The sequence below is a fragment of the Streptomyces sp. NPDC048481 genome (assembly GCF_043200075.1).
In the GTDB taxonomy this organism is placed as follows: domain Bacteria; phylum Actinomycetota; class Actinomycetes; order Streptomycetales; family Streptomycetaceae; genus Streptomyces.
Window position 1 is genome coordinate 258,317 of the sequence record NZ_JBICXC010000006.1, and the last position, 15,003, is coordinate 273,319.

Annotated in this window: 7 protein-coding genes; 1 reads left to right on the forward strand and 6 read right to left on the reverse strand. The window is 73.1% G+C overall.

Going from position 1 to position 15,003, the window contains the following annotated elements; translation table 11 throughout:
• Positions 1-6: 6 nt before the first annotated feature.
• The 4 genes from ACGFSH_RS20620 to ACGFSH_RS20635 all read right to left on the reverse strand — a co-directional run bounded on the left by ACGFSH_RS20620 (position 7) and on the right by ACGFSH_RS20635 (position 10,656).
• Positions 7-525: a hypothetical protein gene (locus ACGFSH_RS20620; protein ID WP_393350547.1), complete on the reverse strand. Its 519-nt coding sequence runs from the start codon at positions 523-525 to the stop codon at positions 7-9.
• A gap of 121 nt (positions 526-646) precedes the next feature.
• The gene (lpdA, locus tag ACGFSH_RS20625; protein WP_393350550.1) at positions 647-2,059 is read right to left on the reverse strand and encodes a dihydrolipoyl dehydrogenase; all 1,413 of its coding nucleotides are present in this window, start codon (positions 2,057-2,059) and stop codon (positions 647-649) included.
• Positions 2,060-2,242: 183 nt separating this feature from the next.
• Positions 2,243-6,148 (reverse strand): glycoside hydrolase family 2 TIM barrel-domain containing protein, encoded by a 3,906-nt coding sequence (locus tag ACGFSH_RS20630; protein ID WP_393350886.1) that lies wholly within the window; start codon positions 6,146-6,148, stop codon positions 2,243-2,245.
• Positions 6,149-6,351: 203 nt separating this feature from the next.
• Positions 6,352-10,656, reverse strand: coding sequence for a molybdopterin-dependent oxidoreductase (locus ACGFSH_RS20635; protein WP_393350553.1), 4,305 nt, complete (start codon positions 10,654-10,656; stop codon positions 6,352-6,354).
• A gap of 343 nt (positions 10,657-10,999) precedes the next feature.
• On the opposite strand from ACGFSH_RS20635, the gene ACGFSH_RS20640 reads away from it, so the two are divergent.
• Entirely contained in the window at positions 11,000-12,913 is a 1,914-nt protein-coding gene (locus ACGFSH_RS20640) for a M1 family aminopeptidase (protein ID WP_393350555.1), read from the forward strand.
• A gap of 9 nt (positions 12,914-12,922) precedes the next feature.
• Here ACGFSH_RS20640 and ACGFSH_RS20645 read toward each other — a convergent pair whose 3' ends face one another.
• Both ACGFSH_RS20645 and ACGFSH_RS20650 read right to left on the reverse strand, forming a co-directional pair.
• Positions 12,923-13,432 carry an O-acetyl-ADP-ribose deacetylase gene (locus ACGFSH_RS20645; RefSeq protein ID WP_393350558.1) on the reverse strand — a complete coding sequence of 170 codons (510 nt, stop codon included), beginning with the start codon at positions 13,430-13,432 and terminating at the stop codon, positions 12,923-12,925.
• Between the two features lie 61 nt (positions 13,433-13,493).
• Entirely contained in the window at positions 13,494-14,903 is a 1,410-nt protein-coding gene (locus ACGFSH_RS20650) for a phytoene desaturase family protein (protein ID WP_393350561.1), read from the reverse strand.
• Positions 14,904-15,003 lie beyond the last annotated feature (100 nt).

Sequence of the window (15,003 nt, forward strand, 5' to 3'; positions counted from 1 at the left end):
GTCACGTCACGTCACGTCGGGGCGGGTGGCGCCGGCCGGCCAGGTCGTCAGGGAGTGGATCACGAACACGTCGATCGCCATGAGGGTGAGCGACCAGAGCGGCGCGTGGGGCAGGAACAGGAACTGGGCGACGAGACTCAGGGCGGCGAGGAGGACGCCCGGGTGGCGGGCGCCCCTCACGCCCTTGAGCAGGGCCGCGCCGGTGACGGCCGCGAGGGCGCCGAACACGATGTGGATCCAGCCCCAGCCGGTGAGGCCGAGATCGTAGACGGAGGAGCCGACGCGGGCGTACACGTCGTCGTCGGCGACGGCCGCGATGCCCTGGAGGACGGCGAGGACGCCGCCGCACAACATGAGGACGCCGGCGAAGACCACGCCGTCGGGCCGGCGGGCGGGAGGAGCCGGCCGGGGCGGGCCGCCGCGCGGGACGGACCAGGCGGTGCCGATCTCACCGTGCGGGCCGTCGGCGGCCGGGCGGCCGTGCGGGTTGCCGGCCGGGCCGCCGTGCGGGGAGGTCGGGCTCATCGGGCGTGCTCCTCTCGGCGGCGCCGGAACGCGAGGAGGTCAGCACATCGCGGACGCGCGGCGGCGGCGAGCGCGGCGGGCCCGTCCGGGTGAACGGGCCCGCCGTGCGCGTGCGCGGGAGCTACATGTTGATCATGTGGCCGGCCAGGCCGTGGACGGCCTCCTTGACCGCCTCGCCCAGGGTGGGGTGGGCGTGCACGTTGCGCGCCACCTCGTGGACGGTGAGGTCCCACTGCTGGGCCAGGGTCAGCTCGGGAAGCAGTTCGGTGACGTCGGGGCCGATGAGGTGGCCGCCGAGGAGTTCGCCGTAGCGGGCGTCGCTGATCAGCTTGACGAAGCCGGTGGCGTCGCCGAGGCCGTGCGCCTTGCCGTTCGCGGTGAACGGGAACTTGGCGACCTTGACGTCGTGGCCGAGTTCGCGGGCCTGGGCCTCGGTGTAGCCGAAGCTGGCGATCTGGGGCTGGCAGTAGGTCGCCCGCGGGATCATGACGTAGTCCAGCTCCATGGTCTCCGCGTCCGCGAGGGTCTCCGCGGCGATCACGCCCATCGCCTCGGCGGTGTGCGCGAGCATGAGCTTGGCGGTGACGTCGCCGATGGCGTAGATGTGCGGCACGGAGGTGCGGCAGCGGCCGTCGACGTCGATCGCGCCGCGGTCGGTGAGCTTGACGCCGGTGTTCTCCAGCCCGTACCCGGTCACGTTCGGGGCGAAGCCGATCGCCTGGAGGACCTTGTCGGCCTCCAGGACCTGCTGGGCGCCGTCCTTGCCGGTCACGGTGACCCGCACCTGCGGACCCGACTCGTCGATGGACTCGACCCGGGTGGAGGTGAGCACGTCGATGCCCAGCTTGCGGTACTGCTTGGCGAGCTCGGCGGAGACCTCGGCGTCCTCCAGGGGCGCGACCCGGTCCAGGAACTCGACGATCGTGACCTTCACGCCGTAGTTGTGCAGGACGTAGGCGAACTCGATGCCGATGGCGCCCGCACCCGCGACGACGATCGACCGCGGGAGGTCGTCGGCGAGGATCTGCTCCTCGTACGTCACCACGCGCGCACTGCGCTTGGTGCCGGGGAGCAGCTTGGGGGTGGCGCCGGTGGCGATGACGCAGTGGTCGAATCCGAGGGTGCGGGTCTCCCCGTCGTAGCCGGTCACCCGGAGGGTGTGGTCGTCGACGAAGTCGCCCCGGCCGTCGAACTCGGTGATCTTGTTCTTCTTCATCAGGTAGTGGACGCCCTTGACCCGGCCGTCGGCGACCTTGCGGCTGCGCCGGTACGCCTCCCCGTAGTCGAAGGAGACCTGCCCGTCGACCTTGATGCCGAAGGTCTTCGCCTCACGGGTGACGATGTGGGCGAGTTCGGCGTTGCGCAGCAGCGCCTTGGTGGGGATGCAGCCCACGTTGAGGCAGACGCCGCCCCAGTACTTCTCCTCGACGACGGCGACGCGCTTGCCCAGCTGGGCGGCGCGGACCGCGGCGACATATCCGCCGGGCCCGGCGCCGAGCACCACGACGTCGAAGCGTTCGTCCTGCTCGGGCATGAAGTCTTCCTTTTCCGTGAAGTCCGCGAATCCCTCGGAGTGGCTGTCGTACATCCCGACCCTACGAGATCCCGCCGCGGTCCGAGTGCCCGGGCCGCGGGACGCGGGCCCCCCTGCGCCCGCGTCCCGTGCCCCCGTGACGGCCCGGCCCCTCCCGCTCTCGTCTGCCGCCGGGCGAGACCGCTACGACGTCGCGGTGGGCCGCCGGGAGGCTCCGGTGGCCCCGGCGACGTCGGTCAGCGGCCGCAGCCGGTAGGTGTACGCGTAGTCGCGGTCGGCGAACAGCTTGTACTCGTCGTGGGTGTGCGCGCCCCAGCTGTTGTCGCCGCCCACGCCCATCTGACGGTGGTTCAGGCGCAGGACGACCTCCTTGCGCGGGGTGAGCTGGTAGTCGTGCCGCGCCCCGACCGACAGGTCCTCGGGGGTGAAGTGCGAGGCGTTGACCTCCAGGAGCGGTTCGCCGCTGACGAGCAGGCCGGCGCCGTGGGCGTCGGTGAGGGCGGCCCAGCGGACGTCGGTCTTGTTGCCGCTCTCCTGCGGGCGCAGATAGGGGGTCCGCTGGGCGGTGACGGCGCCGGAGTACAGGCCGACGTCGGTGGCGTCGTTGCGGTCCCAGTGGTTCTCCTCGGGGCCGCGGCCGTAGTAGTGCAGGTGCTCCAGGCGGGCGGGCAGGAAGAGCAGGGTGCCGACCTCCGGGATGTAGGGCAGGTTCGGGGCGCCGGGGTGGAGCGTGTTGTCGACCTTGATCTCGCCGTTGCCGAAGACGGTGTAGACGGTGGTGCAGGCCGAGGGCGTCGTCGTGGGCAGGGTGCCGGTCACCTTGATCTCCACGGCCCGGTCGCGCAGCGCGCGGACGCGCACCTCGGTCACCGTGCGGCGGGCGCCGGCGTCGCGCCAGGTCTGGTTGCGGGTGTGCTGGCCGTTGCCGCGGTCGTTGTCGGTGGGGGCGCGCCAGAAGTTGGGCGCGGGCCCGGAGACCAGGAGGGGGACCCCGCCGGCCCGGTAGGAGGTGATGAGGCCGCTGCGCTTGTCGACGGTGACGGTGAAGTCCCGGCCCGTGACGGTGACCGTCGTGGCGCCGTCCCGGTGGCGCAGGGCCGGGACGGAGCCCAGCGGCACGGGGGTGACGGCGGGTGCGCCGGCGTCGACGGGGAGCTGCCGGCGGGCCACCTCGTGGCCGGCCTTCGCCCACTTGGCGTTCTCCCTGGTGGTGAACGACAGGTTGAGGAAGTACTCCGTGCCCGGGGCGGGGTCGCGCGGCAGGCTGAACGGCACGGTGACGTCCTTGGCCGACAGCGGCGCGACGTCGAGCTGGGCGCGGCTCAGCCGTCCGTGCTGCACCGCCTTGCCGTCGGCGACGAGTTCCCACCGGCCGTCGAACGCGCGGACGCCGGTGAAGAGGTACTCGTTGGTGAGGGTGACGGCCGCGCCGGGCACGAGGGGGCGGCCGTCGGCGGGCTCCGCCTGGATCGCCTGGTAGACGCGCTTCACCTCGGCGGACTTGCCGGTCGGTGCGCGGTCGGCGGTGACGATGCCGTCGCCGGAGAACGCCCCGTCGTTGGGGTTGTCGCCCCAGTCGCCGCCGTAGGCGCGGAAGGTCCGCTCGCGAGGCCGCTTCTCGGTGAAGGCGACGGTGGCCGCGTCGAACCAGAACCGCACGCCGTCGTCGCCGGGACCGCGTCCGGCGTCGGCCAGTTCGGCGGCGGTCAGCGCCCGGGCGTACACCCGCGCCCGCCGCACGGTGCCGCTGAACTCGCGGGTCGGGTTGTCGACGTCGGTGGCCAGGGACAGGGGCGCGGTGTTCACGGCGGGGCGCACGGTGGTGGTCCGGGTGGCCCGGCGCACGCCGTCGGCGTACAGGGTCACGGTGCCCGCCGTCGCGTCGAAGACGCCCGCCACATGGTGCTCGGCGCCGGTCCAGCCGTCCGGCAGCGGCCAGTCGGCGGCCGCCCACTGGCCGCTGCCGTAGATGAAGAACTCCAGTCTCGCGTCGGACTGCTTGAGGGCGTAGTGGGTGTCGCCCTTGGCGAGGATGGGCTGGTGGTAGCCGGTCACCCCCGGCGTGACCCAGGCCTCCAGCGTGAGGGAGCCGGTGAGGTCGAGGCGCTCGTCCCGGGCGAAGACGGTGCCGCCGCTGACCCCCTTGTCACGGGTGAAGGCGCCGCTGGGGGCGACGATCTCCCCGCGCAGCGCGGCCGGTCCGGCCTCGGTGAACAGCTTGCGGGTCGGGGTGGGCCAGTCGAGGGCCTGGTCGGCGAAGTCCCAGATCCAGCCGCCCTGGAGCACGTCGTGGCGGCGCACGAGGTCCCAGTACTTCGTGAAGTTGCCGCTGGAGTTCCCCATGGCGTGCGAGTACTCGATCATGACGTACGGCCGGGCGTCGCTCGTGTCCGCGGCCCGTGCCGCGACGCGGGCGGGGCTGTCGTACATCTCGGAGCGGATGTCGCTGATCCCGGGGCGGTCGTCGCCCTCGTACTGGATGACGCGGGTGGTGTCGTAGGAGCGGATCCAGTCGTGCATGGCGGTGAAGGTGCTGCCGCCGCCGGCCTCGTTGCCGAGGGACCAGATGACGACCGACGCGTGGTTCTTGTCGCGGTGGACCATGCTCTGGGCGCGGGCCACGCAGGCGGCCGTCCACTCGGGGTGGTCGCCGGGGTACTCGCCCCGGATGCCGTGGGTCTCCAGGTTGGTCTCGTCGACGAGGTACAGGCCGTACTCGTCGGCGAGTTCGAGCCACTGGGGGTTGTTGGGGTAGTGCGAGGTGCGGACGGTGTTGATGTTGAGCCGTTTGATGACGCCGATGTCCTCGACCATGTCCGCGCGGGTGAGGGCGGAGCCGTGCCGGGGGTGCATCTCGTGGCGGTTGGTCCCCCGCAGCGACACCGGCTTGCCGTTGATGCGCATCAGGCCGTCCTTGAGGGCGAACTCGCGCAGGCCGACCCGGTGGGAGAGCGTCTCGATCACCGTGCCGGCCGGGTCGCGCAGGCGCAGGACGGCGGTGTACAGCTCGGGGTGCTCGGCCGACCACAGGCGTGGCGAGGGCACGGCCCTGGCGGCCCGGACGGTCTTCTCGTCGCCCCCGTCGAGGGCGACGGCCTGTTGCAGGGGGCGCGGCCACACCGGGTGCCCGCCCGCGTCGTAGAGCTGCGTCTCGACGGAGTAGCGGCCGGCGCCCCGGCCGCCGTAGTCCCGCACGCTCGCGGTGACCGCCAGCTCGGCGGCCCGGTGGTCGTCGCTGAGCGGGGTCTCCAGCCGGAAGTCGCGCAGGTGCACGGACGGCGCCGACCAGAGGTAGACCGAGCGGAAGATGCCGCTCAGCCGGATCATGTCCTGGTCCTCCAGCCAGTCGCCGTCGGAGTAGCGGTAGACCTCGACGGCGATCCGGTTGACGCCCGGCCGCAGGTGCGCAGTGATGTCGTACTCGGCGGGGTCGTAGGAGTCCTCGTGGTAGCCGACCATCGTGCCGTTGATCCACACGTAGTGCGCCGACTTGACCCCCTCGAAGTGGAGGAACGTCCGGCGTCCCGCCCAGCCGCGCGGGACGGTGAAGGTGCGCCGGTACTGGCCGACCGGGTTGCGGCGGGTGGGTGCGGCGGGCGGCCGGGCCTCCTCGCCGAGGCCGTTGGGTCCCCACCAGGGGTAGGTGATGTTGACGTAGATGGGGCGGTCGTAACCGTGCAACTGCCAGGCGGAGGGCACGGGGATCGTGTCCCAGCCGCTGTCGTCGAGGTCGGTGCGGTGGAAGTCGGCGTCCCGGTCGGCGGGGCGGTCGGAGTAGGCGAATCTCCAGGTTCCGTCGAGGCTCAGGCGGTACGGGGAACGGGTGCGGTCGGCGGCGAGGGCCTGGGCGAGGTCCGCGTACGGCATGAGCGTGGTGTGCGGGGCCTCGGCGCCGAGGCGGAAGAGGTCGATCCTGCCGTTCCACTCGGGCGGGGCGTCCGCCGCGACGGCCCGGTGGCCGGTGGAGGGGGCGGACAGGGCGAGCGCGCCGAGGACGGCGGCCGACCCTTCCAGCAGACGGCGGCGGCTGACCGCCGGCCTCGGCGTGCGGTGCGGTTCCGCCGGGCGGGGGCGGTCCGTTCGGTCCATGGACGACTCGTGCGAGTGGGTCATGACACGACCTTCCTCAGGGCGAACCGTGCGGCTCCGCACGGACGGGAGGGTGCGTCAGATCTTGTCCACTCCTGTTGGATAAACGAACACAGACGCGCCGCGATGGCTGAATATCAACTCTCTTCGGCGGAACGCCACTTGATGCACCCGCGCATCCCGGTCACTTTTGGTGACTCCCGTCAGTACACGTCCCGCACGTACCGCTTGTCCGAGGCGAGTTGCTTCACATGGGCCGCCGCCTCCGCCTCGCCCAGACCGCCGTGGACGACGGCGACGTCGCGCAGGGCCCGGTCCACGTCCTTCGCCATGCGGGAGGCGTCGCCGCAGACGTAGAGGTGGGCTCCGTCCTGGAGCCACGACCACAGCTGGGAGCCGTGCTCGCGGATGCGGTCCTGGACGTACACCTTGGCCCGCTGGTCGCGCGAGAAGGCGGTGTCGAGACGGGTCAGGGAGCCGTCGGCGAGCAGAGCGGTCAGCTCCTCCTCGTAGTAGAAGTCGGTCGCCCGGCGCTGCTCGCCGAAGAACAGCCAGTTGGGGCCCCGGTGCCCGCGCGCCCGGCGTTCCTGGAGGAAGCCGATGAAGGGCGCGACGCCGGTGCCCGGCCCGACCATCACCATCGGGGCGGCCGGGTCGGCGGGCGGGCGGAAGTGCGGGGAGCGCTGGACGTGGACGGGGACCTCGGCGCCGGCAGGCGCGTCGGCGAGGAACGGCGAGCAGACGCCCTGGCGGGGCCGTCCGGCCAGGTTCTCGTAGCGCACCACGGACACCGTGAGCGAGACGAGGTGGGGGTCGGTCAGCGGGCTGGACGATATGGAGTACAGCCGCGGCTGGAGCCGCCCCAGCAGTTCGGCCCATTCCTGGGCGTCGGCGCGGACCCCGGATTCCGCCACGACGTCGACGGCCTGGCGGCCCCACGACCACTTGGCCAGCTCGTCCCTGTTGTCGGGGCGCAGCAGCTTGCGCAGTTCGCGCGGGTCGCGGGTGCGGTCGGCGGTGAAGCGGAGCAGGGCCGGGGTGATCCGGGTGATGTCGAGGTGGCGCAGCAGCGCCTCACCGAGGGGGGCCTCGCCGACGGCGTCGAGCCGCACGGGCGTGTGCGCCTCCAGCCCGGTCGCGGCCAGCCACTCCGCCACCAGGGCGGGCGAGTTGAGGGGCCGTACGCCGAGCGCGTCCCCGGCCTCGTAGAGGAGCGGGGTCTCGCTGTCGCGGGTGTCGAAGGTGAAGCGCCGGACCTCCTTGCCGGAGCCGGGGCGGCTCAGCAGCCGGTTGCCGGTGAGGCGGGCGATGACGGGGGCGGGACGCCGGGACCGGGGCGCGGCCGCGGGGGCCGGGCGGCCGGCCGCCGGGACGGCGGCGGAGGCAAGGGCCGTGGGGGCAACGGGCGTGGGGCGGGAGAGGGTGGCGGTGGGCGGGGTGAGCGCGGCGGACGGGTGCCCGGCCGGGGCGGCCGGTCGCGCGGCGCGGGGCCCTGCGAGGGCCTCGGGCCGCAGCTCCGTGGCCTCCTTCAGCGCGGTGAGCACCTGGTCCAGCCAGGCCTCCGCCTCCGTCTCGTAGTCGGGTTCGCAGTCGGTGCGCGGGGCCAGCCGGAGCGCGCCCAGCTCGTCCATCCGGTGGTCCAGCCGTCTGCCGTGCCCGCAGAAGTCGTCGTAGGAGGAGTCCCCGAAGGCGAGGACGGAGTAGCGGCGGCCCGCCAGCCGTCCGGTGTCCAGCGCGGCGAGGCCGTCCCAGAAGCCGGCGCCGTTGTCGGGCGCGTCGCCGTCGCCGAAGGTGCTGGTGATCAGCAGCAGGTCGGCGTCGGAGGGCAGGGCCGCGGGGTCGGCCTCGTCCATGGCGATCAGGGAGGCCGCGTGTCCGCCCTCGGTGATCCGGGTGGCGGTGGCGGCGGCGAAGTCCTCCGCGGTGCCGGTCTGCGACGCCCAGAGGATGACGACCTGCCGCGCCGGGGCGGCCGCGGGGGCGGCGGCGCGGGAGTACATGCCGGCCAGGGCGCCGTTGACCCAGTCGGCGTGTTCGGGGCTGAACGGGGCGTCCGGCGGCAGGACCGGGACTCCCGGAGCGCCGGCCGGGATGCCCGCGAGGAAGCCCACCAGATAGCGGCGTTCCGGTTCGGTCAGGACCGGCGGCGGGGCCGGCTCCAGGCCGAACACGGCGGCCGCCGGGGCAGGGACGCCGGTGGGGACGAGCGCTCCGCCGAATGCCGCCTGCGTGCCCGTGCCGGGGCCGTGGGCCGAGTCCGCAGCGGCCGGCACGCGGGCCCCTGCGGCGAGGGGGGCGGCCGGTGTGGCCGGCGCCCCGTCCGGCGGGAGCTGCACGGACACCGGTGTCGACACCTTCGTCAGGGACACCGCGCACACCTTGAGTTCGGGCTGGAAGGACAGCGGGTCGACGGCGTCGCCGGTGACCGCGTTCACGCTGAGGTACTCGCCGAACAGGTCGTTCCAGTGGAAGGGCGCGAAGCAGGAGCCGGGCAGCACCCGGTCGGTGACGACGGCGGGCAGCACGGCCCGCCCGCGCCGCGAGGCGACCTCGACGGAGTCGCCGTCGGCCAGGCCCAGCGCGGCCGCGTCCTCGGGGTGCACCTCGACGAACGGGCCGGGGTCGAGCTTGTTCAGCCTGGCCACCCGGGCGGTCTTGGTCAGGGTGTGCCACTGGTGCTGAAGACGGCCGGTGTTCAGCACGAACGGGTAGTCCTCGTCGGGCATCTCGGCGGGCGGGACGTGCGGACGCGGATGGAAGACGGCGCGGCCGGACGGGGTCGGGAAGGTGGGCGAGCCGTCGTCGTTCACGTACCGGACGGGGTTGCGGTCGGGGCCGTCGGCGGCCGGGGCCGGCCACTGCACGGGGCCGGAGCGCAGCCGGTCGTAGGTGACGCCGCGCAGGTCGTACCCGGTGGCGGGATTGTGCGCCTGCTTGATCTCCTCGAAGATCTGCTCCGCGCTGTCGTAGGAGAAGCCGCTCTCGTACCCCATGGCGCGGGCGACGGCCGCGATGAGCCGCCAGTCGGCCATGGCCTCTCCCGGCGCGTCGGCGGCGGGGCGGGCGAGGGTGAGATTGCGTTCGCTGTTGACGAGGACGCCCTCGGTCTCGGTCCACAGGGCGGCGGGCAGGACGACGTCGGCGTAGGCGTTGGTCTCGGTGTCGGCGAAGACGTCCTGGGTGACGACGAACTCGGCGGCCTCCAGGCCCTCGATGACCGTCCTGCGGTTGGCGACGGAGGCGACCGGATTGGTGCAGATGATCCAGCAGGCCCGGATCTCCCCGTCGGCCAGCTTGCGGAACATCTCCACGGTGCCCTTGCCGACGCCGTCGGCCCTGATCGTGCCCGGTGCGAGTCCCCACATCCGCTCGACGAAGGCGCGATCGCCGTCCACGAGGACGGAGCGCTGTCCGGGCAGCCCCGGCCCCATGTACCCCATCTCCCGGCCGCCCATGGCGTTGGGCTGGCCGGTCAGGGAGAAGGGGCCGCTGCCGGGGCGGCAGATGGCGCCCGTGGCGAGGTGGAGGTTGATGAGCGCGTTGGTGTTCCAGGTGCCGTGCGTGGACTGGTTGAGGCCCATGGTCCAGCAGCTGGTCCACTCCTGCGCCTCGCCGATCAGCCGGGCGGCCTCGCGCAGGTCGGCCTCGGGGATGCCGGTGAGCCCGGCGACGGTGGCCGGCGGATAGTCGGCGAGGAAGTCCGGCATCGCCTCCCAGCCCTCGGTGTGCGCGGCGACGAAGTCGGGGTCGGTGTGGCCGTTCTCGTGCAGCAGGTGCAGCAGACCGTTGAGCAGGGCCAGGTCGGCGCCGGGTCTGATCTGGAGGAACAGGTCCGCCTTGGCGGCGGTGGCGGTGCGGCGCGGGTCGACGACGATCAGTTTCGCGCCCGCTTTCACCCGGTCCATCATGCGCAGGAAGAGGACGGGGTGGCAGTCGGCCATGTTGGAGCCGATGACGAGGAAGACGTCCGCCCGGTCGAGGTCGTCGTAGGAGCCGGGCGGGCCGTCGGCCCCCAGGGACAGCTTGTAGCCGGTCGCCGCACTGGCCATGCACAGCCGGGAGTTCGACTCGATGTTGTTGGTGCGCAGGTACCCCTTGGCGAGCTTGTTCGCCAGGTACTGCGCTTCCAGGCTCATCTGCCCGGACACGTAGAGGGCGACGGCGTCGGGGCCGTGCTCGTCGACGATCTTCCGCAGCCGTCGCGCCGTCTCGGCGATCGCCGCCTCGACGGGGGCGGCCTCCGGTTGCTCGCCGCGGTCCGCGCGCACCAGGGCGGTGCTCAGACGGCCGGGCGCGGCGAGCATGTCGGCGGTGGTCGCGCCCTTGGTGCACAGCCGGCCGAGGTTCGCCGGATGCCGTTTGTCGCCGGACGCCTTGAGCACGGTGCGACGGCCGTCCGGCCCGGAGCCGATGTCGAGGACCATGCCGCAGCCGACACCGCAGTACGAGCAGACCGTGCGCACGCTCGTCTCGGTCGCGCTGTCGGTCCGCGGGTCCGGCGCGGCCACGGGCGCCCCTTTCTGTCTGACGATCAGCCTGGTGAGAGCCTCTGCAAGCCTCTGTGACGGTACGAACCGTGCATTACGCAGGTGTCTCCCGGACCGGCGGCCGGGGGTTAAGCCCGGCGCACAGCGCGCGCCGGCCGGTTGTGAGCGCCGCCCGTCCGTCCCGAGGGGGGCGGACGCGGCGGGTCCGTGAGTCGGGACGACCCTTTGCCGACCCCTTATGGCATGGTCGCGTCAAATCTGTCACGCTTCCGGCAGCCGTCGCGCACCGCCCTCCGGCACACCCACACCGTGAGGGACAGCAACCGAGCAGGCCGGAGACCCGGCCGCCGCAAAGGAGCCACGTGTGAGACCCACGCCCCGCAAGGCCCTCGCCGCGAGCGCACTCCTCGCCGCGCTGGCCGCCCTGTCGCTCCCCGCCACTCCCGCGACAGCCGCGTCCGCTGCCGCTTCGACCGCACGGGCCGCCGCCGTGCCCGCCGCCGCGCCCGCGGACACCGCACCGGCCGCGGCCGCGGACGCCTGCACGCCCGCCCAGGTCGTCGCCAACGGAGGCTTCGAGAGCGGCGTCCCGCCGTGGACGCAGTCCGCCACCCGTGTGATCACGAGCCGTACCGGCGAGAGCGCCCACGGCGGCGCCGCCTTCGCCTGGCTGGGCGGGGTCGGCAGCGCCCACACCGACACGCTCTCCCAGAGCGTCACGATCCCCTCCGGGTGCGCGGCCGCCACCCTCACCTTCTGGCTGCACATCGACACCGCCGAGACGACGTCGTCCACCGCGTACGACAAGCTGACGGCCAAGATCGGCACGACCACGCTGGCCACCTACTCGAACCTCGACAAGAACACGGGCTACCTGCTCAAGTCGTTCGACGTGTCGGCCTTCGCGGGCCGTACCGTCACGCTCGCCTTCACCGGCACCGAGGACTCCAGCCTCCGGTCGAGCTTCGTCCTCGACGACATCGCGCTCGACACCTCCGGCGACACCGTGCCGCCCGCCGACTCCACCCGCACCCCGGCCGCGCCGTCCTACACCGTCAGCCTGGCCTCCGACGCCGCCGGCACCGTCTGGACGGGCCACGAGAGCGCGACCTTCACCAACGCCTCCGCCTCCCCGCTGACCGAGGTGTACCTGCGGCTGTGGGACAACTACCACGGCACCTGCTCGGCGATGCCGGTCACGGTCTCCGCCGTCACCGGCGGGACCGCGGGTGCCCTCTCGGTGGGCTGCACGGCCCTCCAGATCACCCTCGCCTCCCCCCTCGCCCAGGGGCAGAGCGCCACGATCGGCTTCGACCTGGGCATCACGGTGCCCAGCGGCGCCGACCGGTTCGGCCACGACGGGGCGTTCAGCTTCATCGGCAACGCGCTGCCCGTACTGGCGGTCAGGGACGGGGCGGGCTGGCACCTGGACCCGTACACGAACAACGGCGAGTCCTTCTACTCACTGGCCGCCGACTTCAAGGTCACCCTCGACCACCCGACGAGCCTGCTGGTGCCGGCCACCGGGACCTCGGTCGACACGCCCGGCTCCAGCGGACGCACCGTCACCACGGCGACCGCCTCCCAGGTGCGCGACTTCGCGTGGGCGGCCGGACCGTTCAGCAAGATCTCCGGAACCTCGGCCGCGGGCACGGCGGTCAACGTCTACTCCGTCTCCGGCATCAGTTCGGCGAGCGCCCAGTCGATGCTCACCACCGCCAAGTCGGCCGTGGACGCCCACGCGGCCCGCTTCGGCGCGTATCCGTACGGTGAGCTGGACGCCGTCATCGACAACAACTACTGGTTCGGCGGCATGGAGTACCCGGGGTTCGTCCTGGACCTCGTCAGCACCACGGCGCTGACCCACGAGATCGCCCACCAGTGGTGGTACGGGATCGTCGGCGACGACGAGTACGACAGCCCCTGGCTGGACGAGTCCTTCACCGACTACGCCACCGACCTGGCGCAGGGCAAGACGGGCAGCGGCTGCTGGAGCGGCGTCTCGTGGGCCTCGTCGGCGGAGAAGATCACCAACTCCATGGCCTACTGGGACGCCCACTCCTCCCGGTACTCGACGGTCGTCTACGGCTACGGCAAGTGCGCGCTGCACGACCTGCGGCGGCTCGTCGGCGACACGGCGATGGCCCGGCTGCTGAAGGACTACGCCACCTCGCACTGGTACGGCGTCTCGACCACGGCCGAGTTCAAGGCCGCCGCCCAGGCCGCCACGACCACCGACCTGACGTCGTTCTGGACGACCCACCGCATCGAGGGCTGACCCCCGGCGTCAGCCGGCCTGCCGGGCGAAGGCCTCGTAGGCCGGCTCGTCGAAGAGGACGAACCTGACCTCCTCGACGTCCGTCCGCGCGGCCCGGACCGTCTCCACGGCGATCCGGGCCGCGTCGTCCATCGGCCAGCGGTAGACGCCCGTCGAGACGGCCGGGAAGGCGACGGTCCGTGCGCCCTTCTCGTCCGCGACCCGCAGCGACTCGCGGTAGCACGAGGCCAGCAGGTGCGACCGGTCCTCGGTGGCGCTGTACACCGGGCCCACCGTGTGGATCACCCAGCGCGCGTCCAGATTTCCGGCGGTCGTGGCGACCGCCCGGCCGGTGGCGAGCCCCCTGCCGTACGAGGAGGCGCGCAGACGGCGGCAGTCGGCGAGGATCTCGGGGCCGCCCCGGCGGTGGATCGCGCCGTCGACGCCACCGCCGCCGAGCAGCGAGGAGTTGGCCGCGTTGACGATGGCGTCGACGGACTGGCGGGTGATGTCGCCCCGGACCAGGGTGATCGTGGTCATGACCGTGTGTATACCCCACCGGAGCCGCCGCCCGCCGTCATGGCCGAGGTCATGCCCGCCGTCATGGCCGCCGCAGCCTGCGCCACACGGCCTTCGCCGCGTTGTGGCCCGACATGCCGTGCACGCCCGGTCCGGGCGGGGTGGCCGACGAGCAGATGAACACGGCCGGATGCGGAGTCGCGTAGGGGAACGCGGTCAGCCGGGGGCGCAGCAGGGCCTGGAGCCCGGAGACCGCGCCGGTGGCGATGTCCCCGCCGACGTAGTTGGCGTTGCGGGCGGCGAGTTCGGCGGGGCCGGCCGTGGCACGGGCGAGGACCCGGTCGCGGAACCCCGGCGCGAAACGCTCCAGTTGGCGTTCCATGACGTCGGTGAGGTCGCCGGTCCAGCCGTTGGGCACATGGCCGTACGCCCAGAAGACGTGTTTGCCGGCCGGCGCGCGGGTGGGGTCGACGACGCCGGGCTGCACCGTGATCATGAAGGGCCGGTCGGGCGCCCGGCCCTCGCGTGAGACGGCCCGCAGGGCGGCGCCGATCTCCGCGCTGTCCGCGCCGATCTGCACGGTGCCGGCGCTCCGGGCCGCCTCGGCCGTCCACGGGACCGGCCCGTCGAGCGCATAGTCGATCTTGAAGACGCCGGGTCCGTACGTGTACCGCTCGTAGTGGTTGCCGAAGCCCGCGATGCGGGCGAGGGCGGTGGGCGAGGTGTCGAAGACGTAGGCGCGGGCCGGCGGCAGGTCGTCCAGGCGCTTGACCTCGTAGTCGGTGTGGACGCTGCCGCCGAGGTCCTCGAAGTAGGCCGCGAGCGCGTCGGAGAGGGACTGGGAGCCGCCGCGGGCCACCGGCCAGCCGCGTGCGTGCGCGGCGAGGGCGAAGACCAGGCCGACGGCGCCGGTGGCGAGCCCGGTCAGCGGGGCCATGACATGAGCGACGAGTCCGGCGAAGAGGGTCCTGGCCGGCTCGTCGGCGAAGCGCCGCACGAGCCAGCTGGACGGGGGCAGACCGGCCAGGCCGAAGCGGGCCAGGGTGACCGGGTCACGCGGCAGCGCGGTCAGCGGCAGCGACATGAAGTCGCGCACCAGGGTGTCCCACTTGGGCAGGAAGGGCTCGACGAGGCGGCGGTAGGCGCCCGCGTCGCGCGGACCGAAGGAGGCGGCCGTCTCGGCGACCGACCTCGACAGCACCGCGGCGCTGCCGTCCAGGAAGGGGTGGGCCATGGGCAGTTCGGCGTGCAGCCACTCCAGCCCGTAGCGTTCCAGGGGCATGGCGCGGAAGGCGGGCGAGTTCACGGCCAGGGGGTGTGCCGCGGAGCACGGGTCGTGCCGGAATCCGGGCAGGGTGAGCTCCTCCGTGCGGGCTCCCCCGCCCACGGCGTCCCGCGCCTCGAACAGCGCCACGGAGAAGCCGCGTCTGGCCAGCTCCACCGCTGCGGTCAGCCCGTTGGGCCCCGCTCCCACCACGACCGCATCGAGCATCGACGGCACTTCGACCCCTTCGTCAGCCGGTGACCCCCGTCGACCGGCGGCCCCCGCGCTCAGGATATGCCGGGGGTACGACGACACCGGCGGCGCGGTG

Excerpts from the sequence above, each read along its gene's own strand:
- ACGFSH_RS20620 (WP_393350547.1), bottom strand. The coding sequence starts at position 525 with ATGAGCCCGACCTCCCCGCACGGCGGCCCGGCCGGCAACCCGCACGGC.
- lpdA (WP_393350550.1), bottom strand. The coding sequence starts at position 2,059 with ATGCCCGAGCAGGACGAACGCTTCGACGTCGTGGTGCTCGGCGCCGGG.
- ACGFSH_RS20630 (WP_393350886.1), bottom strand. The coding sequence starts at position 6,148 with ATGGACCGAACGGACCGCCCCCGCCCGGCGGAACCGCACCGCACGCCG.
- ACGFSH_RS20645 (WP_393350558.1), bottom strand. The coding sequence starts at position 13,432 with ATGACCACGATCACCCTGGTCCGGGGCGACATCACCCGCCAGTCCGTC.
- ACGFSH_RS20650 (WP_393350561.1), bottom strand. The coding sequence starts at position 14,903 with ATGCTCGATGCGGTCGTGGTGGGAGCGGGGCCCAACGGGCTGACCGCA.